The sequence below is a fragment of the Tenacibaculum aestuariivivum genome (assembly GCF_964507685.1).
GTDB lineage: Bacteria > Bacteroidota > Bacteroidia > Flavobacteriales > Flavobacteriaceae > Polaribacter > Polaribacter aestuariivivum.
Genome location: NZ_OZ208414.1, coordinates 2,361,109 through 2,388,100 on the forward strand (window position 1 = coordinate 2,361,109; position 26,992 = coordinate 2,388,100).

Consider the following 26,992-nt stretch of genomic DNA (forward strand, 5'->3'; position numbering starts at 1 on the left):
TTAATATAAAAATATTCTTTTTTAATTTAAAAGAGTATTTGAATTTTACAAACGATTTTCTATCCATTGCTTAAAACTATAAAAGTTTTGTGGTGCAACACCATGTCCAACAGGGTACTCTAAATATTCATTTTTTAAGTTATTCGTATCTAAAAAAACAGGTGCTTGTCTTGCCCAGTCTATAGGTAATACTTGATCTACTGTTCCGTGAGAAATATAATAATCAGTAGTGATATTAGTTGCTATTTTTTTAGGTAACAATTCATTATTAATATAACCACTTAAAGCAACTACATGCTGTATTTTATTTGGATAATTAAAACTTAAAGCATAACTTAAAATAGCACCTTGACTAAAGCCTAATACAAAAGTTTTTTCAGGGTTTGTTTTGTACTTGGTTTTAATTTCATCAATAAAAAAAGCAATTTTATCAACGGATTCTCTTGCTTGTACTAAGTCAGAAAATTTCTCATTATTAACATCAAAATTAATAGCATACCAAGCAAAAGCTCCGTTACCCATAGAATAAGGTGCTTGTATACTAACTATTAGCATATTTTGAGGTAATTCTTCTGCGAAAGAAAATAAATCTTGTTCATTACTACCGTATCCGTGTATTAAAATTAGTAAAGGAGGGTTTGTAATAGCTTGCTTAGGCTCTTTAATGATGTAGTGTAAACTCATTTTATAATACTTATTAAATTTCTTTAAACCAATTTTGAAATTGTTCACCTATAAGAGGAATTAATTTTTTTTCTTCTTTTAAAACAGCTATAAAGCTTAAAAGCCAAAAAATAATAACAGCAATACTAATTGTCCAACCTATAAAACTTCCTAAGTATTTATAAACCAACCAACCATTTAAAAAAGATAGAATATGTAAACCTGTCATTTGACGGATATAAAAACTAGTATATTTATTCTTAGTATTTAGGTTTAGTATAAATGCGATTATAGTTCCAATAATCCAAAAATGACTAATAATAGCATTTGTTTTACCTTCGTTTATTATTTTATTTTCCATTTTTATGAGTTTAATATTAATTGATTATTATTAAAAATCCCATATACTTTTCCTTTAAGTTTTTTCTCTAAAAAAATACTGTTTTTAGAGGTAGATAAAATATTTTTTTCAGTAAAAGTATAATTTTCTGCAGGATTGAAAATAGATAAATTAGCAATCTCATTTTCTTTAATAACTGTTTTTTGAATACCAAAACGTTCTTTAGGATTGTTGGATAAACAGTTTACAATTGTTTCTATATCTAAAACCGAATTTAAAACTCCAAAAGCACTTTCCAAACCTATTGTACCGTCTTTAGCAGTAGAAAACTCTACCTTTTTATGTTCTATATCAATAGGGTTGTGATCAGATGTAATTATATCAATAGTACCATCTTTTAATCCTTTTAATAATGCCTTAATATCTTGAGGAGTTCTTAAAGGAGGGTTTACTTTTTTATTTCCATCAAATTGATGGAGTTCTTCATCTGTTAAAAATAAATTATGAACAGCTACGCTACATGTAACGTCTAAACCTTTCTTTTTAGCTTCTTTTATTAATTGCACTGTTTTTTTAGTAGAAATAGTAGGTATGTGTAATTTACCACCAGTGTATTCTAATAAAAATAAATCACGTGAAACTTGTAATTCTTCTGCTAAAGCAGGAATTCCTTTTAAACCTAAAAGAGTACTATTTTTTCCTTCGTTAGCAACACCTTCGCCAGCAATCGCTTTATTCTTAGGAAAACTAAGTGTTAATCCATTAAAATTTTGAGTGTAGAGTAATGCTATTTTTAATAAGTTATCGTTTGTTATTGGTTTTTTATAATCACCAAATGCAATAGCCCCTGATTGTTGCATATCATATAATTCAGCCATTTCAATACCTTTACTTTGTTGTGTTAAAGTACCAATAGGGTATAGGTTTGTGGCAAATCCGTTGGCTTTATTTATTAAAAATTCTACAGAAGCCTTGTTGTCTATAACAGGATTTGTGTTAGGATTAACAGCAATAGCTGTAAAACCACTTTTTGCTGCTACATGTAAACCGTGTTTTATTGTTTCACGTTCTTCATAGCCTGGTTCACCTAAAGAAACACTAGTATCAAACCAACCTGCAGAAACATGTAAATTATCAAGTGTTATAACTTGATATTCTTTTTCTGAGGTAATTGAGTTTTCAATTTTAGTGATAATTCCGTCAGTAATTAAAATATCTTTTTGTTGGTGGTGGTAAGCACTAGAAGCATCAATAATTGTTGCCGATTTAAGCAGCGTTGTCATGGTTTAAAGAATTTTAAGATCAAAATTTCTGTAAGCAAAGATACAATGGCTAAAGCTAAAAACCATTTCCAAAGCCATTGAATTTTATTTTCGTTATTACTATTTTGTAAAGTGTTTTTAACTGAATTTGAAATTAATTTAGTTTCAGCTGTTTCAGTATCTAAAAAGTTTAATAAACTTTCTTTCTTTGGATAATTAAAAGCAATTTTTTTTAAATTAGTTTCAGCTTGTTTTATTTGATAAAAACCAGCTTCTAAAGGTTGATTACTTGTTGTAATTTTTATGTTGTTTTGAAGTATTTGCTGTAATGGTATAAATGACATTTTGTTATTTGAAATTGTTAAAACCTCTTCTTTATTTAATTTATTATCAATGTCAATAGTTGTTTTTTTGCCAACGGTATAATATAATTTGGGTAGTTGTAAGCTTTGCTTACCAATATTATAAAAAACAGGAACAATTAAAGGGGCATTAATAAAGTTGCTATTTTTTTTATTAAGAGGTGCTGCAACCCAATAAATAGTAGCCTTTTTAGTATTTATTTGTTGTATAAAAGCTTGTTTGTTTTCAAAATTTATGATATCGCTAGTATTTTTAAAAGCAGTTGTATAGCTTGTTTTTGCAAAAGGATATTGAAAGTTTAAAACCTCTTTTTCAAATACATTTTTTAACAAAGGATTTTTGTAATTAATAGTTGTAATTTTTAGGCTATCGTTTTTTTGGGCTAATAATTGTCCTATTTTAAGTTGATAAAAAAAATTGTTATAAGTTAAAATATTTATGTTTTCAGCAGGTATAACTACAATATTACCTCCTTTATTTGAGTATTCAATTAAACTAGTGATAAGTGTTTTTGGTAATTTTTTAATTTCGTTTAAAACAATTAAATGTTGTTTTTCAATTAAGTTGTAATTTAAATTTTGAACAGTTGAGGTGGTTAACTCAAATTCATCCTTTGTGTATATTCGGTTAAAAAAATCAGCTGTTTCGCTTATATTTAAAACTGCAATTTTAGAATTTGAATTTATAGCGAAATAAAAAGAATTGTCAAAGTTGTAAGTATCGTTATAATCTATTTTAATTTTACCCGAAAATATATCAGTTTTAATAACCGAAAACGTAATAGTTTCTATTTCATTTTTATCAACAGAAAACACTTGTTTGTTTACCAATTTATCACCATTATATATTGCAATAGGAACTTCTTTTTTTTGCAAACCTTGGTTTTTAACAAGTACATGTATGTCAAAATATGTAGTACCATTATTACTTACATATACACTATCTATAGATAAATTACTTTGTAACTCAGCATTTAATTTTACTAAGGTAGAATTTGAAGGTATTTTATTAATATCTTTTATAGTTGTATTTTGAAAATCGGAGATAATAATATTTTTAGCAAACGAATTTATTTTATTCTCACTTGCTATTTTTAAAGAAACAGTTTTTAAGTTGCTGTTTTTAGCAGTGTTTTTAACGTTTAATAAAATATTTTTAAGTTCTAAAGCAGTTTTATTTTTATAGTATCCATCGTTTGTAAGTATAGAGTAGTTTATTTCTTCAGCAGTGTTTTCTATAATTTCTTGTATTGCTACTTGTAGTAAATTTCCTTTTTCGCCTTTAGTGTTTGTACTTAGTGAATTGTCTAAATAAATTAAAAAATGTTGTTGCTCATTATTTTTTCGATTACTAAAATAAGGTTGTGCAAAAGCTATTATTAAAAAAGTAAGTAATAATAATCTTGTAGCTAAAATAAGCCATTTTTTTATACGAGAACTTTTACGTGTTTGTAATGCTAATTTTTTTAAAAAAGCAACATTAGTAAAAGGCACTTTAACAAAACGTTGTAATTGAAAAAGATGAATCAATATAGGAATTAGTAATAAGGCTAAGAAATATAAAATTTCAGGATGTTTAAACAGCATAGTTCTTTTTACTAATTAAGGATGATGTAATATTAAGTGTAAAAATAGTTAAATAGATGATTTAAAAAAAAATGTAGTTAAAAAACTGTTAGATTATTGTTTTGTTTTTTGCACCACATCAAATTTCACTATTTTTGAATTAATCTTAAAAATATGTATATAATGGTAATGTTATTTGTAAAATAAAAAGGTGAAAATTTTTAAACACATTACATTTAAATTTCTAAGGCATAAAAAGACCGTATATTTACACATTGTTTCAATGAAAAAAAATTAAATGAAAGTAGCACATATTCCTTTTAAAAACACTAGTTTTTTCTCTAAAACAATTATAGACTATTTAGAGAAATCAGAAAAAATAGCACCTTTTTACAATAATTTTCCATCATTAGAAGGGTTTAAAAAACAGTTAGATAGTAAAAGGAAAACCTTTTCTATGAACAGTCGAAAAAAACTTGTACAGGTTTTAACAGATCAATATACAACGGTAACTGTAACACCAAAAACGCAAGTAAATATAACAAATTTAGCTTTAGAAAACACATTTACAGTAACCACAGGGCATCAATTAAACTTATTTACAGGACCTTTATATTTTTTATATAAAATTATTTCAACGATTAATTTGTGTGAGCAATTAAAAGAAGCCTACCCAAAAGAGAACTTTGTGCCTATTTATTGGATGGCTACTGAAGATCATGATTTTGAAGAAATAAATTATTTTAATTTTAATGGTAAAAAAGTACAATGGAATACTGATCAAACAGGGGCTGTTGGGCGTTTTTCAACTGAAGGATTATCAGATGTTTTAGCTGTTTTTTCAGAACATTTAGGAGGTTCAAAAAATGCTCAATTCTTAAAACAACTTTTTAAAGAAGCTTATATAAAACATAATAACCTAGCTGATGCAACCCGTTATATTGCAAATGCGTTATTTGGTGAATATGGTTTGGTTATTATTGATGCCGATGAAAGAGAGTTAAAACGTGAATTTATTCCGTTTATAGAAACCGAATTAAAAACCCAAACAGCTTATAAAAAAGTAACAGAAACTATTGAAAATTTAGGTAAAAATTATAAAATTCAAGTAAACCCAAGAGAAATTAACCTGTTTTATTTAATAGATAGTGTTCGAGAACGTATTATTTTTGAAGATGGTATTTATAAAGTGCTTAATACAAGTATTTCTTGGAAGTTTGACGAATTAGAAAATGAAGTTCATAAATTTCCAGAACGTTTTTCACCAAATGTAATTATGCGCCCTTTATATCAAGAAGTAGTTTTACCTAACCTTTGTTATATTGGTGGAGGGGGAGAGTTAGCGTATTGGTTACAGTTAAAAAGTTATTTTGAAGCCGTAAAAGTGCCTTTTCCTATTTTACTATTACGAAATTCGGTACAAATAATTTCAGAAAAACAATTAGGTAAATTAAATAAATTAACTATTTCTTTAGAAGAAATTTTTAGAAAACAAAACCATTTATTAAAAAATAAAATATTAGAGCGTACGGAAGAAAAAGTTGATTTTACAGCTCAAAAAGAGTTTTTAAAACAACAATTTGTTAGTTTAAAAACCTTAGCTAAAAAAACAGATGTATCGTTTATTGGAGCTGTAAATGCACAAGAAAAAAAACAATTAAAAGGGTTAGATAATTTAGAAAAACGTTGGCTACGCGCCGAAAAAAGACGTAATAAAAATTTGGTTGACAGAATTGTATTATTACAAAACCAAATAGTACCTAATCAAAGTTTAGAAGAGCGCCAACGTAATTTCTCAGAACATTATTTGTCCTATGGAAATACTTTATTAGAGCAATTAAAAAAAGAGTTAAAACCACTACAATTAGAATTTACAGTACTAATATTATAAATGGAAAATAAAAAAGGATTACACGAAAATAATAAACATAAAAATGGATATGATTTTAATTTTTTAAAAGAAAAATATCCTGAAATAACAGCATTTGTTATCAAAAAATTTGAAAAAGAAACTATCGATTTTTCAGATCCTATTGCTGTAAAACAATTTAATAAAGCATTGTTAGCAGCTTATTATAATATTAAAGATTGGAATTTCCCTGATGAAAATTTATGTCCACCAATTCCAGGAAGAGTCGATTATATTCATCACTTAGCCGATTTAATTTCAGGTCAAGATGAAGTAACAGTACTCGATATTGGTACAGGAGCAAGTTGCGTATACCCATTATTAGGTGCCGCAGCATATAATTGGAATTTTATAGCAGCAGATATTGATTTAGACTCGTTAGATTATGCTCAAGATATTATTGACGACAATAACTTAGATTCTAAAATTAAGTTACGTCAACAATTTAATGAATTAAATATTTTAAAAGGAATAACAGAAGAGGGGGATGCTTTTTCTGCAACCATGTGTAACCCTCCGTTTTATAAATCGGCAGAAGAGGCTAGAGGAGCAAATAGAAGAAAATCTAGAAATTTAGGAAATAATACAATTCGTAATTTTGCAGGAAACTCTAACGAATTATGGTATTTAGGCGGAGAAAAAGCCTTTTTGCACACTTACTTGTATGAAAGTTCATTACAACCTAAGGTAAGTAAATGGTTTACAAGTTTGGTGTCTAGAAAAGAAAATGTAAAAAGCTTACAAAATTCTGCTAAAAAATTAGGAGCAACAACATTTAAAGTAATACCTATGAGCCAAGGAAATAAAGTAACACGTATTGTTTGTTGGCAATTCTAAGTATAATTTATATAACGTAACCCTTTGTTTTTAGTTTTAAAAATAAAGGGTTACGTGTTTTGTTATTTAACAAATCCATCCCATTTTTTTAAGTACTCTATAAATCTACCACTCAAGCCTTCTTTTTTTAGATGTGCAGTTGAAACTGGAGTTGAAACTGGTTTAAACATAGGGTTTTCTATAACAAGTTTTGGAAAATTATGATGTAATATAGCTGAGGTTCCAATAGAAACAAAATCAACACCAGCCTCTAAAATTTTCTGAACATCAACGGCATTACTAATTTTACCAGCAACCGTCCATTTTACCTTTTTAAAATCTAACGTTTTAAAATGCTCTAACAAGGGTAAGTTTTTATACTTTTCATCATAAGGCGTTTTAAAACAATCCCATAATGAAATATCTAAAAAATCAATACTACCATTATCAATTAATTGTTTACAAACCCACTTAATTTCATCAATATCCATTCCAAATCTCTCTGGCGACAACCTAACACCTAGTAAAAAATCAGCACCACATTTTTCTCTAATTCCTGCTACAATTTCAAATAAAAGGCGTGCTCTATTTTCTAATATTCCGCCATACTCATCTGTTCTGTTATTAATAGTAGCACTTAAAAACTGTGTTAAAATATACCCGTGAGCACCATGAACCTCTACACCATTATAACCGCATTTTTTAGCACGAACTGCCCCCATAATAAAAGCATTTTTTAATTCTCTAACCTCTGTTAAAGTAAGTGCTCTAGCATTGGTTTTTATATCATCAGAAGCAGAAACTGGACGCTTATTTATTAGTTAAGTAGAAGTACGCATTCCAGCATGGTGTAATTGAACAACAGCTAAAGCCCCTTCGTTTTTAATACTTTTAGCTAATTTGATATGCCCTTCATTTAACGAATCGTTAAAAATACCTAATTGACCTGAAAACCCTTTACCAATTTCTTGAACATGTGAAGCACAAGTCATAACCAAACCAAAACCACCTTTAGCTCTCATTGTAAGCCATTTAAATTCCTCATCAGAAAGTTGACCATTCTCATAGCTTTGTTGGTTTGTTAATGGTGCTAACATAAACCTGTTTTTCATAGTGGCACCACAATTAAAAGTTACTGCTGTGTTGGTTTTATTTATCATAAAAATATGTTTAGGTTATATTTAAGAAAAATATTTTTTGAAGCTAATTCCCGCTTTTCGCACTCGCTTCTTGCTAAAAAAAGCAAGAGAGCTCAAACAAATGCTGCAATCGGGGCTAAGTATTTTTACAAAAGTTTAAGTAACTGCAAAAGAACCTTTTATTATTTACTCTTTTATAAAAAAAATAAGCGTATAAAGTTAATAATAACTATAGTTTTATATTAGTTTTTTCTAAAAAACTAATAGCATTCGGACCCTCCATAAAAATTAAATCTATAATAGATAAGTTAGGTATAAAACCATATTTATCATCAAACATTTGAATGTACCTATCAGTTTCAATTTCAATACCCTTTTTAGCAATTGCTAAATTTCTATAATCGGTAATAATTGGGGTAACCTCATAATTTGTAGCTTTAGTAAATACATTAGTAATTTGTAAAGCATCAGTAACAAATAAATGAGTATCAATATTTACATCCTGTAAATATCTATATTTTTTATAAAATATTTTAGCAATATCATCTTCAAAAAATTCGAAAAAAGGAGAAGAGCTATATGCTGATTTTAATGATTTAAAGTGTTGTTGTTGCCACTGCGCATCATTTTCAACCAATGTATCTTTACTTTTTTTTCTGTTTTCAGATATAAGATGTTTTACAGGAATATTTAAATTAAGTTTTCCATTAGCCGCATAAATAGAGCACCTATTACGGTAAGTTTGTTTTTGATAATTATCATCAAACTCAAAAACTACCGATTCAGCTTTGTAAATAGCAGTATATTGTGAAATAGGTGCAAAATATGTGGGTATAAAAAGTGACATTTTAATTATTTCTTTTTATCTTTTTTAAAACTATATGCTGTGTAACCAGTAATTAGTAGGATAACTAACCAAAGGTACGATGTTGGTTTTCCGCTACCACCTACAGTTGTAAACATTCTATCCCAACGAATAGAATTTATTTTAGATATTATATCTGGAGCATTAGGGTTCCAGCTTAACCAAATCATTACAGGTTTACCAACCACGTGATCAAAAGGCACATATCCCCAGTTTCTTGCATCTAAAGAGCGTTGACGATTGTCACCCATCATCCAATAATAATTTTGTTTAAAGGTGTAACTATTAGCTTTTTTTCCGTTTATATATATAACATCACCAAAAATGGTTAAATCATTATTTTCATACCTTCGAATAATTTGTTCGTAAAACGGAATGGTATTCTCATTTAACGCAACAGTAGTACCTGCCTTTGGAATATAAAGTGGTCCAAAATTATCATTTGACCAAGCATATTTAGGACTGTGAGGAAACACACTCGAATCATAAGTGCCACTTGGAGTTAAATGCTTAGTAACACTTTTTACAAGTGTATTTTTTCTTAAAGAAGCTGCTTCATCATCAGTTAAATTAAAATAATAAATACCATCGTTAGACATTTTTCCTTCACCATTTATATTAAATTCACGTATGGTTTCGGTAGCTAGTTTTTTACCTTGTGTATCTACTTTAAAGTACCATTGTGGCTTTGCTCTATCTGGTAAAACCGTTTTTTTACCGTTGATAAATACATAACCATCACGAACTTCTAAAGTATCACCAGCAATACCTGTAGCTCTTTTTACGTAATTTGTTTTTTTATCAATAGGCTTATAAGTTGCTTTTCCAGACCTGTCTCCCCACATAGTTTTTAAACTATCTGAAGGCCAACTAAAAACAACAATATCGTTGCGTTTAATATTTTGAAAACCAGGTATACGCATGTATGGTAAAGATATTTTATTTAAAAAACCATCTTTATTTTTATCATCTGAAATAAAAGATTTAATACCTAAAATAGGTAGTGTATCATGTGCCATTGGTGCTGCAATTGTAGTAGTAGGTATACGTGCACCATAATGAAATTTACTTACAAATAAATAGTCTCCTACTAATAACGTTTTTTCTAAAGATGATGTTGGAATGGTGTAAGGTTGCATAAAGTACGTGTGTACTAGTGTAGCTGCAATAATAGCAAAAGCTATTGAGCTTATCCATTCACCTAATGGAGACTTTGGTTGTAAACTTCTGTTTTCTATATAAGGGGTGTTTGTTGCGTAATTGATATAGTAAATATAAAAACCTAAAGTAAAAATAGCCAAAAGTGTATCTTTTTTTTGATTAAAACCAAAGCTTCTAGAGGTTTCTATCCAAATAATAGGAAACATTAATAAATTTACAATAGGAATAAATAATAAAATAACCCACCATTTTGGACGATTTATTATTTGCATTAAAACAACAGCATTATAAACAGGTATAGCTGCTTCCCAAGCCTTTCTTCCTGCTTTTATATACAGTTTCCAAGTTCCCAAAAAGTGAATTACTTGAATTATTAAAAAGAATAAAAACCATTCTATAAATGTCATAATGTAGCTATTTTATTTTCCTATTAATTAGGAACGAATTTCAATAATATTAGTGTTTTTTTATGTGTTTATATCCTAATTAACTTAAGTTTAACACGTCTCTCATGGTATAAACACCTGTTTTATTAACTAACCACTCAGCAGCTATAACTGCTCCTAAAGCAAAGCCTTGTCTATTATGAGCGGTATGTTTTATATCAATACTGTCTACTACCGAATTGTAACTAGTTGTATGAGTTCCTGGTACATCTGGAGTTCTGATAGCGGTAATAGGAATGTTTTTTTCTGATGTTTTTGTGTTTAATTCCCATTTTATTTTATCAGAGTTTTCAATAATTCCTTCAGCTAAAGTAATTGCTGTTCCACTAGGTGCGTCTAATTTTTGTGTATGATGAATTTCTTCAATAGCTATATTATATTGATCTAGAGTATTCATCATTTTAGCAAGTTGCTTATTTAGTTCAAAGAAAACATTGACTCCTAAGCTGAAGTTAGAAGCGTAAATAAAAGCTCCTTTTTTTTGATTACACAATTCAATAACATCATTATATTTATTTAACCAACCTGTAGTTCCTGAAACAACAGGTATATTATTGTTAATACAAAGGCTAATGTTTTTAAAAGCAACATCAGGAATGCTAAAGTCAATAGCAATATCAGCTTTTGTAATATCGTATTTTTCTACTCCAGAGTCTTTAATTATTATTTCATGACCTCTTTGTAAAGCAATTTTTTCAATTTCTTTACCCATTCTACCGTATCCTAGTAGTGCTATTTTCATATTAAAAAGAGTATTTTAAGGTTAAACCAACTTTAGGTGATTCTATATATAAAGGATCTGGATAGATCATTGGGTTTAATGATAAACTATCATCGGTGTCAAATTGTAATAAATGTGCATTCACACTTGCTTCTACAATTTGTAAAACATATAATAAAACACCTGTTAAAAGAGATAAATCTCTATTTTTCCGAAGTACTTTTTGGGCATTTTCAAGTCCAGAGGTAGATATAAGTGTACTGCCATCAGCATTAGTAAATTCATCCTTTAAGCCTTGTTTTCTAAGTTTGTAAGCAGTTCTATATTTGTCATATTGATTACTATTATCAATATAAAAATAGGTAGGTATTGCTAACGAAGCCCAAACTATTGGTGCTTTCCAGTATTTTTTATTATAAATTTGCCCTCCGCCAGGAAAAATAGCAGAGTAAAAAGCTGCCTTAGAGGGTGATAAAGGATTGTATTTATCGCTATCTATTTGTAGTTCTTTTGCTCTTATGGCGGTGTTTTCATCTTGAGAAAATAAATGAAAGCTTAGTAAAAAACTAAATAAAACAAGTATGAGAGTACGAATTTTCAATTATTTTAATAAGTTTTTAATACGGTTAAAGTCTTCTTCAGAAGTAAAAGGAATAGAAATTTTTCCTTTACCTCGGTTGTTAACGCTAACATCAATTTTATGACCAAAATAATCACTAATATCTTTTACACTTTCTGAAACAAAACTAGGCAATTGTTTTTTCTTAGGAGCTTTGGTAATAGTACCTGCTTTAATATTTTTAACAAGTTCTTCTGTTTGACGAACCGATAGCTTGTCTCTTACTATTTTTTCATAAATAGCTAATTGATCTGTATTGCTATCTATACTTATAAGTGCACGACCATGCCCCATTGCTATAAAACCATCACGCATTCCTGTTTGAATAATAGGGTCTAGTTTTAATAATCGTAAATAATTAGTAACTGTTGAACGTTTTTTACCAACACGAACACTTAATTCTTCTTGTGTTAATTTAATTTCATCAATTAAACGTTGATATGAAAGCGCTACTTCAATAGGGTCAAGATTTTTACGTTGAATATTTTCAACTAATGCCATTTCTAGCATTTCTTGATCGTTTGCCAAACGAATATAGGCAGGTATTGTTTGGTTTCCTATTAATTTAGAAGCTCTAAAACGACGCTCACCTGAAACTAATTGAAAACTATTGTTAGGTAATTTTCTTACAGTAATGGGTTGAATAACGCCTAGTTGTTCAATTGAATTAGCAAGTTCACGTAAAGCTTCTTCATCAAAATAGGTTCTAGGCTGAAATGGGTTTACGGCTATAGTACTTAATTCTATTTCAATAATATTACCTACTAATTTATCAGCATTTTTATCTTCTATAGAAGTTACTTCTGCAGTTTCTTTTAATAAGGCTGATAAACCTCTACCTAAAGCTTGTTTTCTAGTTGCTTTTGCCATGTACAGTACTTATGCGTTTTTAGTTAAAATTTCGTTTGCCAAATTTAAGTAATTTACAGCTCCTTTGCTGGTAGCATCGTATGAAATTATACTTTCTCCATAACTAGGGGCTTCACCTAAGCGAATATTTCTGTGAATAATGGTGTTAAAAACCATTGAGCTAAAGTGTTTTTTTACCTCTTCAACAACTTGATTTGAAAGTCGTAAGCGAGAATCAAACATGGTTAATAATAAGCCTTCAATATCTAATGCTGCATTATGAATTTTTTGAACACTTTTAATGGTATTTAATAATTTACCCAAACCTTCTAATGCAAAATATTCACACTGAATAGGTATAATCACCGCATCAGCAGCTACTAAAGAGTTTAGAGTTATTAAACCTAAAGAGGGCGCGCAGTCTATTAAAATATAATCATAATCATCCTTTAATTCTTTTAATGCTTTTTTAAGCATATATTCTCTTTCTCGTTTATCAACTAATTCTATTTCAATAGCAACAAGGTCAATGTGTGCCGGAATTAAATCAACATTTGGAGAGCTTGTTTTTAGAATAGTATCTTTTGCAGCAATAGTATGCTCTAAAACTTGATACGTTCCAAACTCAATATTCTCAATATCTATACCTAAACCAGAGGTTGCATTTGCTTGTGGATCAGCATCAATTAATAACACTTTTTTTTCTAAAACACCTAATGATGCTGCTAAATTGATAGAGGTGGTAGTTTTACCTACACCACCTTTTTGATTTGCAATTGCTATTATTTTACCCATTATGATTTATGAAAAGTTTGAAAAAGGTAAATTTACAATTATTTATCATTTTAAAAAGCTAAAGATGTTAACAAAACCTATAATTTAATTAATAGGGTTTGTTTTTTACAAAATAAACTAATTTGTTCAGTTTTTTTCCCTTTTTAATCTCCGTTTTTTACACCTGTTTTTTTAGTTTTTTATACTATGTTTTCTGGCTATGAGTGCTTTAGTTTTGCATCAGTTCTTTTTAATACTAGTTAAGAGAAGTCGCGTAAACCGAAAAGCGTAAGAGTAGGAAACAAGTTAAATTTAATTATTATGAATAAATATTTATTATTACTAATGCTAAGTATTATAACAATAGCATGTCAAGACAACGAAGATGAGAATATTGATAAAAAAGAGCAATTAGAAATTTCAGCGGCTAAAGAAGGCAATATTAATATGCTAAGGTTTGAAACGGTAAAAGATCTTAAAATATTTATAAAAAAACGGTTAGAGCTTGATGCTGATTTATTAGAAGAGGCAAAAGATATGAGTAGCTCTGGTAGGTATACCCCTTTGTTATTAGTTTATAATTTAGAAGCAAATGAAGCTGAAAAACTAGGAATTAATAAAAATGAGGTAGCTGAAGTTAATTCAGATGATAATATGTTATTGTTTTTGTTAAATGAAAAAGGAGAAATAGCTATTAAAGGAAAAATTTTTAGAATTGATGGTGAGTTTGTTTATTCTTATAATGAAGGATATAGTAACGATATAAACTTTTTTTTAGAGGAGTATAATTTAGGGAAAATTAAACTTGAAAAAGGAAGTAATATTGATTATACGAAACACTTAAATGTATATGCGCATACAAACACAAAAAAAGAGTTTAATAAAAATTTGCAAGCTAGAGGGGTAACTTCGTATGGGTATTTTGATAATAATCATAGAATGAGAGCTAAACAGTTTAATGGTTTTTGGGGTTTTTATAGTTCAATAGGTGCTAATACATTGGTTCAGCAAAAAAAGAAATTTTTATGGTGGTCTTGGTGGAAAACAGCAAGAACAGATAATAGGTTAAAGTATAATGTTGCTTTTAGATCGAGTGTAACTCCTGGTTATCCTGGGTATCCATCATCTATTAATGTAGCAAAAACAGGAAATAAATATTGTAATTGTAATCAGGCTCAAGCTATTTTTAGTTGGTCTGTAGGTTTTCCTTGGGCTCCTGAAATTTATACACCATTAGAAGGAGAAACTAAGCATTGGGCGCATTGGTATAGTTCTAATCCTAATACGGTATCATTAACATTACAGTATTAAGGTTTAAATTGAATATATAAAAAAGTCCAAAGTTAAATTCTTTGGACTTTTTCTTTTTATGTTATATGAAAATTAACTATTTAACATTACAGGCATTACCAACATGGTAACTTGTTCACCTTCATCAGTGCCATCAATAGGGGTTAAAATTCCGGCTCTATTTGGTAAAGACATTTCAATTAATACATCGTTAGCACTTAAGTTATTTAACATTTCGCTTAAAAAACGAGAGTTAAATCCTATTTGCATATCATCACCTTGATAATCACAATGTAAACGCTCATCTGCTTTGTTAGAATAGTCTAAATCTTCTGCAGAAATATTTAATTCTGTTCCTGCCATTTTTAAACGAATTTGATGCGTTGTTTTACTAGAAAAAATAGAAACACGACGCACAGAGTTTAAAAATGAAGCTCTGTCTACTGTTAATTTATTTGGATTTTCTTTAGGTATTACGGCTTCGTAATTAGGATATTTACCGTCAATTAAACGACAAACTAAAACTACATTATCAAAAGTAAATTTAGCATTTGTATCGTTATATTCAATAGTAACATTGTTTTCAGAACCACCTAAAATTCCTTTTAATAAATTTAAAGGTTTTTTAGGCATAATAAATTCAGCTGACTTGTCAGCAGTAACATCTGTTCGAGTATACTTTACTAGTTTATGAGCATCTGTAGCAACAAAGGTTAGTTCTTTTGAGTTGAATTGAAAAAATACACCACTCATTACAGGTCTTAAATCATCATTACCAGCAGCAAAAATTGTTTTTGAAATTGCTGTAGCTAAAATATGAGAAGGTATATCAGTACTGCTAGGAGATGGTAATTCAACAGCTTTTGGAAATTCTTCACCGCTAAAATATGCCATGTCATACTTTCCTTGTTCAGAAATAATTTCAATAGTACTATCACTTTCTACTTTAAAAGTAAGAGGCTGCTCTGGAAACGTTTTTAAAGTGTCTAGTAGTAAACGAGCATTTATAGCAATTGATCCAGTATCTGTACTTTCAACTTCAATAACTGAAGTCATTGTTGTTTCAAGATCTGAAGAAGATATTTGAAGTTCATTGTTAGTTAGTTCGAACAAGAAGTTGTCTAAAATAGGTAATGTATTATTGCTGTTTATAACCCCTCCTAAAACTTGTAACTGTTTTAATAACTGAGAGCTAGATACGATAAATTTCATTTGTATAGTTTCTATTTGTTAGATTCACAAATATATCGTAATTTGATGGTATTAAAAATTATTTTTTATTAGAATGAAAATTAATTAAATTGATAGCCAACTTGTAAAGTTCCGTAGAGGTTTTGTATTGGTACTCGTAAACTTTTTAGTTTTTTGGTGTGATAGTTTACTGCATATCCAAAGTTAAAACGATTAACAGTAAATCTTAAACCTATTGTAGAGGTAAATTTAAAGGGTTTTACATTAAACGTTACAGGACTATTATTGTTGAAAATATTACCCTTAATAGTTGCATCGTAAGCAATATAACTAACCATTGGGTTTAGGTATATAAAAGCTTCAGTTTTGTTCTTTAATTTAGTATTGTTGTTATTTAAATTGCTGTTAAAAGCAATTGAGTTTAGTATTTTTTCTAAAGGATATATACCAATACGTGTATATAAGCCAGTTGATAAATTAGTATTAACAGTTCCTATTTCTATTTTATTAAGCCAATTTATATCAAAGTAGTTATGTATAGTAATGTTTTTAATATAATTTATATCTAGGTTTATAGCCATTGTATTTGCAATTTGATATTTCCAGCCAATAGCTTTTTTATAACCGTACAAGTTGTGAATAAAATCTTGAAGTTCTTTACTTTTTACGGCAGGTCCAACCATGCCTACTTTTAATGTGGTTTTTAAACTAGTTTCATTTTTATAAAATTGATGTACGCTAAAGCTTCCAAAAGCATAGCCTGCAAATGGTCTATCATGATTACCATATTGATTAACAGTAGCTTTAAAAGGAGTATACATTTTATGACCTATTTGTATTTCGTATATTTTTTTTACGACCTTTTTATATTCTTTGTTACTTAAATATCTATAGTTAATAAATATACCATTTGTGTAGTACCTATCTTGCTTTAAGGAAATAAATAAGTCATTATCGTTTAATATATTAAATTCTTTAGCATATTTTCGTTGTGCTAAAATAGCCGTAGAAAATAGAATAAATAAAAAAAAGATTTTTTGTTTCATAGAAGCGAATATCGTATTATTTTAGCAACGTAAGGGGTAAATTAGTAGTAATTCAGTTTAAAATTGTTTTAAATGGGAAATAAAGAAAGGCTTACTATTGAAGATTTTGAAAGCGTTTCATCAAACGAAGAATTATTAGCGTTGATTGAACAAAAAGGGATTTCAATAGGTAAGGTTACTGGAAAAATAGCATACGAAGAGGAGTTAAAAAAACTTCAGGTAGAATTGGTAAAACTACAGCAATGGATAGCAAATAATAATAAACGAGTAGCTGTAATTTTTGAAGGTAGAGATGCAGCTGGAAAAGGAGGTAATATTCGTCGTTTTATGGAGCATTTAAATCCGCGTTCTATGCGTTTAGTTGCACTAAATAAACCAACGGTAGTAGAAAAAGGACAGTGGTATTTTCAACGTTATATTAAAGAGCTACCAAATCCAGGAGAAATTGTTTTTTTTGACCGTAGTTGGTATAATAGGGCTGTTGTTGAACCTGTAATGGATTTTTGTACCAAGGATGAATATAGTAAGTTTTTAGTTCAGGTGCCAGAATTTGAACATATGTTGTATGAGGATGGTGTTACTATAATTAAGTTTTGGTTATCTATATCAAAAGATGAGCAAATGCGTAGATTTGATGCTAGGAACGATGATCCGTTAAAAAGGTGGAAATTTAGTCCGGTTGATAAAAAAGGTCAGGAGTTGTGGGGTAAGTATACTTATTATAAGAGTGAAATGTTTAGTAAAACACACACTACTTATAGTCCTTGGATTGTGGTAAAAACAAATGATAAGAAGAAAGCAAGAGTTGAGTGTATACGACATGTATTATCTCAATTTGATTATCAAGATGAAAAAGAAGATAAAATAGTAACAAATCCAGATCCTAATATTGTAATGCGTTATTATCGATCAGCAAAACATTTAGATTAATATGGAAAAATTAACACAAGGAGATGTAAATAAGCTTAATTCAGCTAAGGGGTTAAAAGCCATTTTATCAAAACCCTTTAATTTAGAAAAAGCAATTAGGTATGTAGATTATGAGCGTAAACTTAAAAAATTACAGGTGGAGTTAATACGTTTACAAACTTGGGCTATTAATAAGGATGAACGTATTATAATTATTCTTGAAGGTAGGGATGCTGCTGGAAAAGGAGGGGCTATACGTAGAATGACAGAGCGAATTAATCCACGTCATATGCGAATAGTAGCTTTACCAAAGCCAAATGAAGATCAAAAAACGCAATGGTATTTTCAACGATATGTTGAGCAGTTTCCTAAAGCAGGAGAAATTGTTTTTTTTGATAGAAGCTGGTATAATCGAGCAGTGGTTGAGCCTGTAAATGGATTTTGTACTCAGGAGCAGTATCAAATTTTCATGAATCAGGTTAATGATTTTGAGAGGATGATTTTAGAGTCAGGTATTCGATTAGTTAAAATTTATATGTCTATTAATAAAAAAGAACAAGCAAAACGTTTTAAGGATATTATAAATAATCCATTAAAACAGTGGAAAATTACTCCTGTAGATTTAAAAGCACAAGAACTTTGGGACGATTATACAACGTATAAGCGGGCAATGTTTTCTAAAACCAATACTGTTGTTTCTCCATGGAAAGTAATTAGAGCTAATAGAAAAACAATAGCACGTATTAATGTTATTAATCATGTATTAAAAAGCATTCCTTATGATAAGGATACTGTGGTTTAAATAAAAATTATACCTAGTACTTGTTTTTTAATAAATACAAAAAGACTGTTGTTTTAGTGTTAAAAATTAATAAAAATGTTTAACACTAATTGGAATATTTGTTTGAGTCGCTTGTATAGAGGAGTATGAAAATAGGGAAACAGCTTTGAGTTATTTTTTTATGTAAAGTGAAGTTTATGAACTTTTATTTAAAAGAGTTTTAGGTCGTTAAATTGTAATTCATCCTTTACCATTTCAAAAATAAAAAACATTTCACTAGCAATTTGCTTACTTGTGTTTAAGTAATTTTCTTCAGTAAGATTTCTGTTTTCCATATTTTTTGGATTTAAATAAGGTAAATGAAATTTAGCAATAGCATCAGGTATAAAACTACAGTTTTCATAGGCATTACTACAGGTTATTATAGCTATGTACGGAAAACTGTTATTCGGGTGGTCATATGCTTTAGAGAACCCTAAAATTGATTTTCTAGCACCTTCAAATGAAATTAAATAACGTGGGTTTTGATGTGAAAAATCAACAATATTAAAATTGAACCCGGTTTTTTGTAAGCTTTTTACCGTATTTCTGTGAAAGGCGGTTGCTTCTGTTCCTCCAGAATATGCGAATATATTTTTCAAATTAAAGTACTCAACAGCAAAAAAACTCCAAGCTTGCGCAAATTGACTTCTTCTTGAGTTACGTGTGCAAATGAAGTTTAAATTTAAACTTCCTCTATCTTTATATTCACTAATAATAACGTTTGCAATGTTACTAAGTAGTTTATTACGTTCATAACTAATAGCAGTTTCTTTTTTAGCTTCTTCAAAGAATGTTTTTGTGCTAATTTTTTTAGTGTTTATCATTTTTTTACAGTTCTTTTGCAATATACAATTGTTGCAAAAATACGTTGTAAAGCTCTTTTAGTGAATTAAGTAAAGGTTAAGAATGTGTTTAGAAATAGGAGATAAAGTAACAGTTTTAGATGCTGATATTAGAGGATTCATAACAAAAAAAGAAAATAACTTGTTTTTTGTTAAAGATAGAGATGGAATGGAGTTTTCTTTTTTTGAGTTTGAGTTAGTTAAAATAGAGATAGATCAGAATGAATTGAGTAGACGTGTAAATGTTAGTAATTCATTATTAAAAGCTAAAATTCAACAAACCACTAAAAAGAAAAAATCATTTTTTGTAAAAGATAAAAATGAAGTAGTAATGGAAGTTGATTTACATGCTAGTAAATTAATAAAATCAACTAGAGGGATGGATAATTATGATGTGTTGTCGTTACAATTAGAAACGGCAAAGCATAAGGTAGAGTATTGTATTTCTAAAAGAATATCAAAATTAGTTTTAATTCATGGAGTAGGAGAAGGAGTTTTAAAATCAGAGTTATATTATTTATTGAATAATTATCCTGTAAAATATTATGACGCTTCTTATCAAAAGTATGGTCAAGGAGCAACTGAAGTTTATATATACCAAAACCCAAACTAATACTATTTTTTATGAAATATGTTTATTTAGATAATGCAGCAACTACTCCTATGTTGCCTGAAGTTATTGAAGTAATTCAGCAATCGATGTTACAAAATTTTGGAAATCCATCCTCTATTCATCGGTTTGGAAGAAAAGCAAAAGCAGCGGTAGAAACAGCAAGAAAAAATATAGCCAAACACTTCAATGTATCTGCAAGTGAAATTATTTTTACATCAGGAGGTACTGAGGCAGATAATTTAATATTACAAAATGCAGTATTAAATTTAGGGGTAACAAGAATTATAACATCTAAAATAGAGCATCATGCTGTTTTACGTACCGTAGAATATTTAAAAAGAGAATATAAAATAACCGTAGATTATACACCTTTAACTGAAAAAGGAGCTATAGATATAACAGCATTTGAGATGCTTTTAAAAGAAACTACAGCTAAAACATTGGTTAGTTTAATGTATGTGAATAATGAAATAGGTAATTTATTACCTATTGAAATTATTACGGTGTTATGTAAAGAAAATAAAGCTTATTTTCATTCAGATACCGTTCAAGCTATTGGTCACTACAACTTAGATTTACAAAAATTACCGGTAGATTTTATTGTAGCAAGTGCCCATAAATTTCATGGTCCTAAAGGAGTTGGTTTTGTATATGTTAAAAAAGGAATTTCAATACAACCAATGCTTTATGGAGGTGAGCAAGAAAAAGGAATGAGAGCAAGTACCGAAAATGTGCATGGTATTTTAGGTATGGAAAAAGCATTACAAATTTCATACAGTAATTTACAAGTAGATATGAAGCAGATTAAACAGCTTAAAAAATATTTTATTGAACAACTAATTGTTTCTTTTAAAAATATTCAATTTAATGGAGAGTCTGCCAATTTAAAAAAAAGTAGTCATACAATATTAAATGTTACTTTTCCTGCAAAAGATAAAATGATGCTTTTTAATTTAGATATACAAGGAGTTGCTGTTTCAGGAGGAAGTGCTTGTCAAAGTGGCGCAAGTAAAGGATCACATGTGTTAAGAGCTTTTTTAAAAAAAGAGCAAATTGAAAATGCATCAGTACGTTTTTCTTTTAGTAAATTAACCACAAAAGTAGATATTGATTTTTGTATTGAAAAGTTAAAGAAAACACAAAAAAAATTGATACTTAGTTAATTTTAGTTTTCTTTAATAATATATAATATATTTGTATTAATTATAATATATTTACTTCCTTAAAAGAGAGGTTTTTAGGGTTAAAATATTTTTTTAAAAATATAATTTAGAATAAAAATTTATAGAAGAAGCTGTATAGAGCTTTAGTAATTGACAAACTGCCCTTCCTAATTAAATAAAAAGTACAGATGATCTTATTTTATAGGATAGTTTATTTATCATAAGTTTTTCTAGAGGTTTAGCTAATTTTTTAAAAAAAAGTTTTTTGTCTGCCTGTTTTTACAAACCAAATAGCGAAAAAATAAAATGAAGTTTTTTATAAGTGTAATATTGATGTTAATAATGTGTAAAATAACAAGTACACATGCACAACAAGACCCTCAATATACACAGTATATGTATAATACAATGAGTGTAAATGCTGCATATGCAGGATCAAAAGAACATAGTGTTTTTACAGCTGTTGGAAGAACACAGTGGGTTGGAGTTACAGGAGCTCCAAATACTCAAAATATTAGTTACCATACCCCTTTACCATACTCAAGTTTAGGATTAGGGATTAATTTAATGAATGATGAAATTGGACCGTCGAAAGAAACTTATTTGGATGCAAGTTTATCTTATACTATTGAAACAGGTCAAGAAGGTAGTTTAGCTTTTGGTTTACGTTTGGGAGGTAGGTTTTTAAATGTTGATTGGAGTAAAGGAAGGGCATATCAAGAAGAAGTTGCTTTTAGTGAAAATATAAATAAGTTTTTACCAACAGTAGGTGCTGGTATTTATTATTACCAACCAGAATGGTATTTAGGATTATCCGTGCCAAATATTCTAAAAACAGAACATTATGATGCTAGAAAACCTATAAGACAAACAGCTGTTGAACGAATGCATTTTTTTTTAATAGCAGGTTATATATACGATATAAATGAAAACCTAAAACTTAAACCAGCGGCTTTACTTAAAGGTGTTTCAGGAGCACCCTTATCTTTAGATGTATCTGCTAATTTTTTATTTAATGAAAAATTTAGAGCAGGATTATCATGGAGAGTAGGCGATGCTATTAGTGCTTTATTAGGTTTTCAAGCATCAGATAGGTTGTTAATAGGTTATTCATATGATTTAACAACTTCTAATTATAACATAGTTAATTCAGGAACACACGAAATAATGCTACAATATGAGTTGTTAAATGATACAATGTATAGATCACCTAGATTTTTTTAATATTATATTATTATGAATTTAAGAAAAACGTTATTGTTAATGTTATTAATAGTAACGATAAATAACTTTGCTCAGAGTCAAAAAGTTGCAGATAGATATTTTAATGAATTGTCATACGTGCAATCAGCAAAGTTATATAAAGCTTTAGTTGAAGAAAAAGGAGATACTTCTAAGCATGTTTTAAGCCGTTTAGCAGAATCATATTATAATAATTCTCAAACTGAAAATGCTGAAATTTGGTATAAAAAATTAATAGAGTCTCAAAAAGAAAAATTAGAAGATAAGCATTTATTTAAGTATGCTCAGGTGTTAAGAAGTAATGGGAAATATAAAAAATCTGATTCTATATTTTTAAAATTATCACCTTCTGAAAAAAGTAATAGAAAAGAAGAGCTTCAAAAAGAAGATTACCTGTCAGATTATTCTAATAATGAAATAAGAATAGGTGTTAGAAATTTAGCTATAAATACTCCTTTTTCAGATTTTGGAGGTTTTCTTTTGAATGGTAACTCGTACTATACTTCAGCTACTCCAAAAGGAGGTAAAAAGGAAAGAATTTATAAATGGAATAATCAACCTTTTTTAAATATTTATAAAGCTAATGAACAGGTAATAGCATTAGAAGAAAATGTAAAAGATACTGTTTTAACATTAGTAAACCAACGTTTGATAGAAGTGCCTATTACTTCAGTATTTCACGAGTCTACACCTGTTTTTACAAAAGACGGAAAAACAATTTATTTTACACGTAATAATGCTAGTGGTAAAAAGGCGAAAAAAGATAAGAATAATACTTCTAACTTAAAAATATATAGGGCTAATTTTATAAATGGTTTTTGGATTAACGTAAGAGAATTACCATTTAATAATAGTGAGTATTCAGTAGGGCATCCTGCTTTAAGTCCTGATGAGAAAACACTATATTTTGTTTCTAATATGCCTGGTGGTTTTGGTGCTACAGATATTTATAAGGTAGCTATTTTAGATAATAATAGTTATGGAAGTCCAGTAAATTTAGGTGAAAATATTAATACCTCTGATAAAGAAATGTTTCCATTTATAACAGAAGAGAACAATCTATATTTTTCTTCAAATGGGCATTTAGGTTTTGGACTTTTAGATATTTTTCAATCTAAAATAATTAAAGATTCTATATATTCAAAAGCCGTAAATATAGGTTACCCGTTTAATAGTCAAAAAGATGATTTTTCTTTTTATATAAATAATGAGGGTAAAAAAGGTTTCTTTTCATCAAATAGAAAAGGAGGGAAAGGAGATGATGATATTTACAGTTTTTATATGTATACAGATTCACCTATTTGTTCAGAATCTATAGAAGGTATAGTAACAGAGACTGTAAGTAATACTTCAATTGATGGAGCAGCAATACAATTAGTTAATAGTAGCGGAAAAGTAATTAAAGAAACCTTTACAAATACTGAAGGTAAGTATTTGTTTGATAATGTTTTATGTGATAGTAGATATACTATATTAGCAAGTAAATTAGATCATAGGCTAAAAAATAAAAAAGAGACAGTTATAGTTTCAGGAAAAGTAAATAAAGTAAATTTAGAATTGATCCCATTAATAATAGGAGATCAAATAGTTATTAACCCTATATATTTTGATTATGGAGAGTCAATTATAAGAGAAGATGCTCAATATGAATTAGAAAGTATTGTAATGGTAATGACTAACCATCCAGAAGTAAGTATTAAAATAGAATCACATACAGATAGCAGGGGAGGAAAAGATTTTAATAGAGATTTATCTGATAAGAGAGCTAAATCAACTCAAAAATATCTTTTATCAAGAGGTATCAAGAAAGAAAGAATTATTAGTGCTATTGGTTATGGTGAAGATCAGTTACTTAATAAATGTAACGAAACTAATAATATAAAGTGTACAGAGGAAGAACATCAAAAAAATAGACGATCTTATTTCTATATAGTAAAAGGTGAGCAAGAAATTAAAAAACGTCAAGAGGTTGAAAAAAAAGAAGCAAAAAAAAGAATAAATAAAAAGAACAATTTTTTACTTTTTTTAAGGAAAAATTTCAAAAAAACAGGAAAAGAACGCTCAGTAAATAAAAAGTGTATTATAGGAAAAGAAGAAAAATGTAATGATAAAAAAAATGACTTTAAAATAAATTATAAAAATTAATATGATTATAATTTTTAGATAAAAAAACTTGACTTTAAAGAAGTCAAGTTTTTTTTATCTCTATTTATAAAATACTTGTTTTGAAAATTAAATGTTATTTAATAATCTTTTAAAGTGTTTTAAAAGTAAAACTTATTTTTTACATATATAAAATATAAAAAAGTTTATGTTTGTTGTCCAGAAATCAAACAAATTAAGTAAAATGCAAAAATTAAGAATTGCAATATTATCAAGAAATCCAGAACTGTACTCAACAAAAAAATTGATAGCTGCAGGTGAAGCACGCGGTCATGAAATGTTAGTAATAGATCATGGAAAATGTGATTTATTAATTGAAAAAAAGAAGCCACAGATATACTATAAAGGTAAAATATTAGAAGGTATTGATGCTGTAATACCACGAATAGGAGCTTCTATTACTTTTTACGGTACAGCAGTAGTACGCCAGTTTGAAATGATGAATGTTTTTTCAACCTTAAACTCTCAAGCTTTAGTATGTTCTAGAGATAAATTGCAAAGTATGCAAGTACTATCAAAAGCAGGCTTAAATATGCCTAAAACTACATTTACAAATAACTCTAAAGATGTAAGTGCTGTAATAAATAAGGTAGGAGGTGCTCCATGTATTATTAAATTACTTGAAGGTACTCAAGGTGTTGGAGTTGTATTAGCAGAAACAAAAAGTGCAGCCGAGTCTGTATTAGAAGCTTTTAATGGCTTACAAGCCCGTGTAATAGTTCAAGAATTTATAGCAGAAGCAAAAGGAGCTGATTTAAGAGTATTTGTAGTTGATGGAAATGTAGTTGGAGCAATGAAACGACAGGGTAAAGAAGGAGAGTTTAGGTCTAACTTACATAGAGGTGGTACTGCTGAATTATTCGAGTTATCAGAAGAAGAGGAAAATGCAGCATTAAAAGCAGCAAAAAAATTAGGGCTAAGTGTTTGTGGTGTAGATATGTTGCAATCTAAATCTGGCCCAATGATAATGGAGGTAAATTCATCGCCTGGATTAGAAGGAATTGAGCAAGCTACTAAGTTAGATATTGCTAAAAATATTATTCGTTACATAGAAAGAAATGTCTAAAGAAATTACAATACTTGGAGAGCAAATTTTGCCAGGTAAGTCGTATCAAATAAAAATGGATATTGCTCGTTTACATACGAGAACAAAAATAGAAGTTACTGTAATTGTAAGTAGAGCAAAAAAAGAAGGGCCATGTGTATTAATTAGTGCAGGAATTCATGGTGATGAGGTAAATGGTATAGAAATAGTAAGGCAATTAGTAGCTAATAAATATAACATTCCTGATACGGGAATGATAATTTGTGTTCCGGTAGTAAATGTATTTGGATTTATTATAAAAACAAGAGAATTTCCTGATGGGAAAGATTTAAATAGAAGCTTTCCTGGTACCAAAAATGGATCTTTAGCTAGTAAGTTTGCTCATGTTTTTATGAATAAAATAGTTGCCCATGCTGATTATTGTATAGATTTTCATACAGGTGGAGATGACCGTTTTAATTACCCACAAGTAAGAATTTCAGATGATGATATTGATACCTTTAATTTAGCAAAAGTTTTTGGCGCTAAGTTTGTAAAATACTCTTCTCAACGAGAAAAATCATTTCGAGCATCTGCTGTTGCTATAGGAAAAAAAGTATTACTATATGAAGGAGGAAAATCATTAGATATCAACAAAAAAATAACGAATGTAGGAGTTACAGGTATTTTAAATGTTCTAGATTTTTTAGGAGTTAAAAAATTTCCAGTAACTTATAATGCTTTCAAAGAAGATGAACAACAAGTGGTTTTTAGTAATTCAAAATGGATTAGAGCAACTGCTTCTGGAATGTATAGATCGGTAATTTTAAACGGTGCACCAGTAAAAAAAGGAGATGTTATAGGTTTAATAACTGATCCGTATGGTTTTTTTGAAAGAAAAATTAAAGCATCCGTATCCGGATCTATTATTTGTTTAAATCATTCACCTATTGTAAACCAAGGAGATGCCATTGCTCATATAGCTATTCATGGCGCTGACTAATATTATACTCTCATAAAATAAAAGCTTCAAATTATTTAATTTGAGGCTTTTATTAAGTAAAAAGTAACTAAAGTTCTTTATATATAAAAGACTAAACATAATTTAAAGCTATTTCCCGCTTTACGCACTCGCTCTCTACGAGGAGCTCAAACAAATGCTTCAATCAGGGCTAAGCATTTTTATAATAATTA

At 28.6% G+C, this 26,992-nt stretch carries 24 protein-coding genes and 1 pseudogene; 11 read left to right on the plus strand and 14 right to left on the minus strand.

Features of this window, described 5'->3' with window-relative positions; genetic code table 11:
- Positions 1–45 precede the first annotated feature (45 nt).
- Genes ACN5J4_RS10605 through ACN5J4_RS10620 form a run of 4 tightly spaced genes read right to left on the minus strand, consistent with a single transcriptional unit; the run spans position 46 to position 4,214 of the window.
- The gene (locus tag ACN5J4_RS10605) at positions 46–684 is read right to left on the minus strand and encodes an alpha/beta hydrolase (protein ID WP_418649955.1); all 639 of its coding nucleotides are present in this window, start codon (positions 682–684) and stop codon (positions 46–48) included.
- Positions 685–697: 13 nt separating this feature from the next.
- Positions 698–1,024 (minus strand): hypothetical protein, encoded by a 327-nt coding sequence (locus ACN5J4_RS10610; RefSeq protein WP_418649956.1) that lies wholly within the window; start codon positions 1,022–1,024, stop codon positions 698–700.
- A gap of 2 nt (positions 1,025–1,026) precedes the next feature.
- Positions 1,027–2,286 carry a dihydroorotase gene (locus tag ACN5J4_RS10615; RefSeq protein ID WP_418649957.1) on the minus strand — a complete coding sequence of 420 codons (1,260 nt, stop codon included), beginning with the start codon at positions 2,284–2,286 and terminating at the stop codon, positions 1,027–1,029.
- Positions 2,283–4,214, minus strand: coding sequence for a BatA domain-containing protein (locus ACN5J4_RS10620; RefSeq protein WP_418649958.1), 1,932 nt, complete (start codon positions 4,212–4,214; stop codon positions 2,283–2,285). The genes ACN5J4_RS10615 and ACN5J4_RS10620 overlap by 4 nt, the downstream gene beginning before the upstream one ends.
- A 277-nt stretch (positions 4,215–4,491) precedes the next feature.
- Here ACN5J4_RS10620 and bshC point away from each other — a divergent pair, with 277 nt between their 5' ends.
- Entirely contained in the window at positions 4,492–6,084 is a 1,593-nt protein-coding gene (gene bshC, locus ACN5J4_RS10625) for a bacillithiol biosynthesis cysteine-adding enzyme BshC (RefSeq protein WP_418649959.1), read from the plus strand.
- Entirely contained in the window at positions 6,085–6,939 is an 855-nt protein-coding gene (gene rlmF, locus ACN5J4_RS10630) for a 23S rRNA (adenine(1618)-N(6))-methyltransferase RlmF (RefSeq protein ID WP_418649960.1), read from the plus strand. It abuts the gene before it with no gap.
- Positions 6,940–7,001: 62 nt separating this feature from the next.
- Here rlmF and ACN5J4_RS10635 read toward each other — a convergent pair.
- The 7 genes and pseudogenes from ACN5J4_RS10635 to ACN5J4_RS10665 all read right to left on the minus strand — a co-directional run bounded on the left by ACN5J4_RS10635 (position 7,002) and on the right by ACN5J4_RS10665 (position 13,513).
- Positions 7,002–8,078, minus strand: a pseudogene (locus ACN5J4_RS10635) (NADH:flavin oxidoreductase).
- A 208-nt stretch (positions 8,079–8,286) separates the two neighbouring features.
- Positions 8,287–8,904: a WbqC family protein gene (locus ACN5J4_RS10640; protein WP_418649961.1), complete on the minus strand. Its 618-nt coding sequence runs from the start codon at positions 8,902–8,904 to the stop codon at positions 8,287–8,289.
- Positions 8,905–8,909: 5 nt separating this feature from the next.
- Positions 8,910–10,490 carry a signal peptidase I gene (gene lepB / locus ACN5J4_RS10645; protein ID WP_418649962.1) on the minus strand — a complete coding sequence of 527 codons (1,581 nt, stop codon included), beginning with the start codon at positions 10,488–10,490 and terminating at the stop codon, positions 8,910–8,912.
- A 79-nt stretch (positions 10,491–10,569) separates the two neighbouring features.
- Positions 10,570–11,271 (minus strand): 4-hydroxy-tetrahydrodipicolinate reductase, encoded by a 702-nt coding sequence (gene dapB, locus ACN5J4_RS10650; RefSeq protein WP_418649963.1) that lies wholly within the window; start codon positions 11,269–11,271, stop codon positions 10,570–10,572.
- A gap of 1 nt (position 11,272) precedes the next feature.
- Entirely contained in the window at positions 11,273–11,851 is a 579-nt protein-coding gene (locus tag ACN5J4_RS10655) for a DUF5683 domain-containing protein (RefSeq protein WP_418649964.1), read from the minus strand.
- A complete protein-coding gene (locus ACN5J4_RS10660) occupies positions 11,852–12,739 on the minus strand; it encodes a ParB/RepB/Spo0J family partition protein (RefSeq protein WP_418649965.1) in 888 nt (295 codons plus the stop codon).
- 9 nt (positions 12,740–12,748) lie between these two features.
- Positions 12,749–13,513 (minus strand): ParA family protein, encoded by a 765-nt coding sequence (locus tag ACN5J4_RS10665; RefSeq protein ID WP_418649966.1) that lies wholly within the window; start codon positions 13,511–13,513, stop codon positions 12,749–12,751.
- A gap of 300 nt (positions 13,514–13,813) precedes the next feature.
- On the opposite strand from ACN5J4_RS10665, the gene ACN5J4_RS10670 reads away from it, so the two are divergent.
- Positions 13,814–14,803, plus strand: coding sequence for a hypothetical protein (locus tag ACN5J4_RS10670; RefSeq protein ID WP_418649967.1), 990 nt, complete (start codon positions 13,814–13,816; stop codon positions 14,801–14,803).
- A gap of 72 nt (positions 14,804–14,875) precedes the next feature.
- On the opposite strand, the gene dnaN is transcribed toward ACN5J4_RS10670, so the two are convergent.
- Both dnaN and ACN5J4_RS10680 read right to left on the minus strand, forming a co-directional pair.
- Positions 14,876–15,994: a DNA polymerase III subunit beta gene (dnaN, locus tag ACN5J4_RS10675; RefSeq protein ID WP_418649968.1), complete on the minus strand. Its 1,119-nt coding sequence runs from the start codon at positions 15,992–15,994 to the stop codon at positions 14,876–14,878.
- A gap of 80 nt (positions 15,995–16,074) precedes the next feature.
- On the minus strand, positions 16,075–17,019 hold the full coding sequence (locus ACN5J4_RS10680; protein WP_418649969.1) for a lipid A deacylase LpxR family protein: 945 nt from the start codon (positions 17,017–17,019) through the stop codon (positions 16,075–16,077).
- A gap of 72 nt (positions 17,020–17,091) precedes the next feature.
- Between ACN5J4_RS10680 and ppk2 (ACN5J4_RS10685) the strand changes: the two genes are divergently transcribed.
- Together ppk2 (ACN5J4_RS10685) and ppk2 (ACN5J4_RS10690) are read left to right on the plus strand one after the other, a co-directional pair.
- The gene (gene ppk2 / locus ACN5J4_RS10685; protein WP_418649970.1) at positions 17,092–17,949 is read left to right on the plus strand and encodes a polyphosphate kinase 2; all 858 of its coding nucleotides are present in this window, start codon (positions 17,092–17,094) and stop codon (positions 17,947–17,949) included.
- A 1-nt stretch (position 17,950) separates the two neighbouring features.
- Positions 17,951–18,730 carry a polyphosphate kinase 2 gene (ppk2, locus tag ACN5J4_RS10690; protein ID WP_418649971.1) on the plus strand — a complete coding sequence of 260 codons (780 nt, stop codon included), beginning with the start codon at positions 17,951–17,953 and terminating at the stop codon, positions 18,728–18,730.
- Between the two features lie 188 nt (positions 18,731–18,918).
- Here the strand turns inward: ppk2 (ACN5J4_RS10690) and ACN5J4_RS10695 are convergent, their stop codons facing one another.
- A complete protein-coding gene (locus ACN5J4_RS10695) occupies positions 18,919–19,575 on the minus strand; it encodes a hypothetical protein (protein WP_418649972.1) in 657 nt (218 codons plus the stop codon).
- A gap of 82 nt (positions 19,576–19,657) precedes the next feature.
- Between ACN5J4_RS10695 and ACN5J4_RS10700 the strand changes: the two genes are divergently transcribed.
- From ACN5J4_RS10700 to ACN5J4_RS10725, 6 genes are all read left to right on the plus strand, one after another.
- Entirely contained in the window at positions 19,658–20,206 is a 549-nt protein-coding gene (locus ACN5J4_RS10700; protein ID WP_418649973.1) for a Smr/MutS family protein, read from the plus strand.
- A gap of 11 nt (positions 20,207–20,217) precedes the next feature.
- Complete coding sequence (locus ACN5J4_RS10705; protein ID WP_418649974.1) at positions 20,218–21,369, plus strand: cysteine desulfurase family protein; 1,152 nt, start codon at positions 20,218–20,220, stop codon at positions 21,367–21,369.
- 306 nt (positions 21,370–21,675) lie between these two features.
- Positions 21,676–22,593 carry a type IX secretion system membrane protein PorP/SprF gene (locus ACN5J4_RS10710; RefSeq protein WP_418649975.1) on the plus strand — a complete coding sequence of 306 codons (918 nt, stop codon included), beginning with the start codon at positions 21,676–21,678 and terminating at the stop codon, positions 22,591–22,593.
- 12 nt (positions 22,594–22,605) lie between these two features.
- Entirely contained in the window at positions 22,606–24,756 is a 2,151-nt protein-coding gene (locus ACN5J4_RS10715) for an OmpA family protein (RefSeq protein ID WP_418649976.1), read from the plus strand.
- Between the two features lie 202 nt (positions 24,757–24,958).
- Complete coding sequence (rimK, locus tag ACN5J4_RS10720) at positions 24,959–25,840, plus strand: 30S ribosomal protein S6--L-glutamate ligase (RefSeq protein ID WP_418649977.1); 882 nt, start codon at positions 24,959–24,961, stop codon at positions 25,838–25,840.
- Positions 25,833–26,801 (plus strand): succinylglutamate desuccinylase/aspartoacylase family protein, encoded by a 969-nt coding sequence (locus ACN5J4_RS10725; RefSeq protein WP_418649978.1) that lies wholly within the window; start codon positions 25,833–25,835, stop codon positions 26,799–26,801. The genes rimK and ACN5J4_RS10725 overlap by 8 nt, the downstream gene beginning before the upstream one ends.
- The last annotated feature ends 191 nt before the right edge of the window (positions 26,802–26,992 follow it).

Excerpts from the sequence above, each read along its gene's own strand:
- ACN5J4_RS10605 (WP_418649955.1), bottom strand. The coding sequence starts at position 684 with ATGAGTTTACACTACATCATTAAAGAGCCTAAGCAAGCTATTACAAAC.
- ACN5J4_RS10610 (WP_418649956.1), bottom strand. The coding sequence starts at position 1,024 with ATGGAAAATAAAATAATAAACGAAGGTAAAACAAATGCTATTATTAGT.
- ACN5J4_RS10615 (WP_418649957.1), bottom strand. The coding sequence starts at position 2,286 with ATGACAACGCTGCTTAAATCGGCAACAATTATTGATGCTTCTAGTGCT.
- ACN5J4_RS10620 (WP_418649958.1), bottom strand. The coding sequence starts at position 4,214 with ATGCTGTTTAAACATCCTGAAATTTTATATTTCTTAGCCTTATTACTA.
- bshC (WP_418649959.1), top strand. The coding sequence starts at position 4,492 with ATGAAAGTAGCACATATTCCTTTTAAAAACACTAGTTTTTTCTCTAAA.
- rlmF (WP_418649960.1), top strand. The coding sequence starts at position 6,085 with ATGGAAAATAAAAAAGGATTACACGAAAATAATAAACATAAAAATGGA.
- ACN5J4_RS10640 (WP_418649961.1), bottom strand. The coding sequence starts at position 8,904 with ATGTCACTTTTTATACCCACATATTTTGCACCTATTTCACAATATACT.
- lepB (WP_418649962.1), bottom strand. The coding sequence starts at position 10,490 with ATGACATTTATAGAATGGTTTTTATTCTTTTTAATAATTCAAGTAATT.
- dapB (WP_418649963.1), bottom strand. The coding sequence starts at position 11,271 with ATGAAAATAGCACTACTAGGATACGGTAGAATGGGTAAAGAAATTGAA.
- ACN5J4_RS10660 (WP_418649965.1), bottom strand. The coding sequence starts at position 12,739 with ATGGCAAAAGCAACTAGAAAACAAGCTTTAGGTAGAGGTTTATCAGCC.
- ACN5J4_RS10665 (WP_418649966.1), bottom strand. The coding sequence starts at position 13,513 with ATGGGTAAAATAATAGCAATTGCAAATCAAAAAGGTGGTGTAGGTAAA.
- ACN5J4_RS10670 (WP_418649967.1), top strand. The coding sequence starts at position 13,814 with ATGAATAAATATTTATTATTACTAATGCTAAGTATTATAACAATAGCA.
- dnaN (WP_418649968.1), bottom strand. The coding sequence starts at position 15,994 with ATGAAATTTATCGTATCTAGCTCTCAGTTATTAAAACAGTTACAAGTT.
- ACN5J4_RS10680 (WP_418649969.1), bottom strand. The coding sequence starts at position 17,019 with ATGAAACAAAAAATCTTTTTTTTATTTATTCTATTTTCTACGGCTATT.
- ppk2 (WP_418649970.1), top strand. The coding sequence starts at position 17,092 with ATGGGAAATAAAGAAAGGCTTACTATTGAAGATTTTGAAAGCGTTTCA.
- ppk2 (WP_418649971.1), top strand. The coding sequence starts at position 17,951 with ATGGAAAAATTAACACAAGGAGATGTAAATAAGCTTAATTCAGCTAAG.
- ACN5J4_RS10695 (WP_418649972.1), bottom strand. The coding sequence starts at position 19,575 with ATGATAAACACTAAAAAAATTAGCACAAAAACATTCTTTGAAGAAGCT.
- ACN5J4_RS10700 (WP_418649973.1), top strand. The coding sequence starts at position 19,658 with ATGTGTTTAGAAATAGGAGATAAAGTAACAGTTTTAGATGCTGATATT.
- ACN5J4_RS10705 (WP_418649974.1), top strand. The coding sequence starts at position 20,218 with ATGAAATATGTTTATTTAGATAATGCAGCAACTACTCCTATGTTGCCT.
- ACN5J4_RS10710 (WP_418649975.1), top strand. The coding sequence starts at position 21,676 with ATGAAGTTTTTTATAAGTGTAATATTGATGTTAATAATGTGTAAAATA.
- ACN5J4_RS10715 (WP_418649976.1), top strand. The coding sequence starts at position 22,606 with ATGAATTTAAGAAAAACGTTATTGTTAATGTTATTAATAGTAACGATA.
- rimK (WP_418649977.1), top strand. The coding sequence starts at position 24,959 with ATGCAAAAATTAAGAATTGCAATATTATCAAGAAATCCAGAACTGTAC.
- ACN5J4_RS10725 (WP_418649978.1), top strand. The coding sequence starts at position 25,833 with ATGTCTAAAGAAATTACAATACTTGGAGAGCAAATTTTGCCAGGTAAG.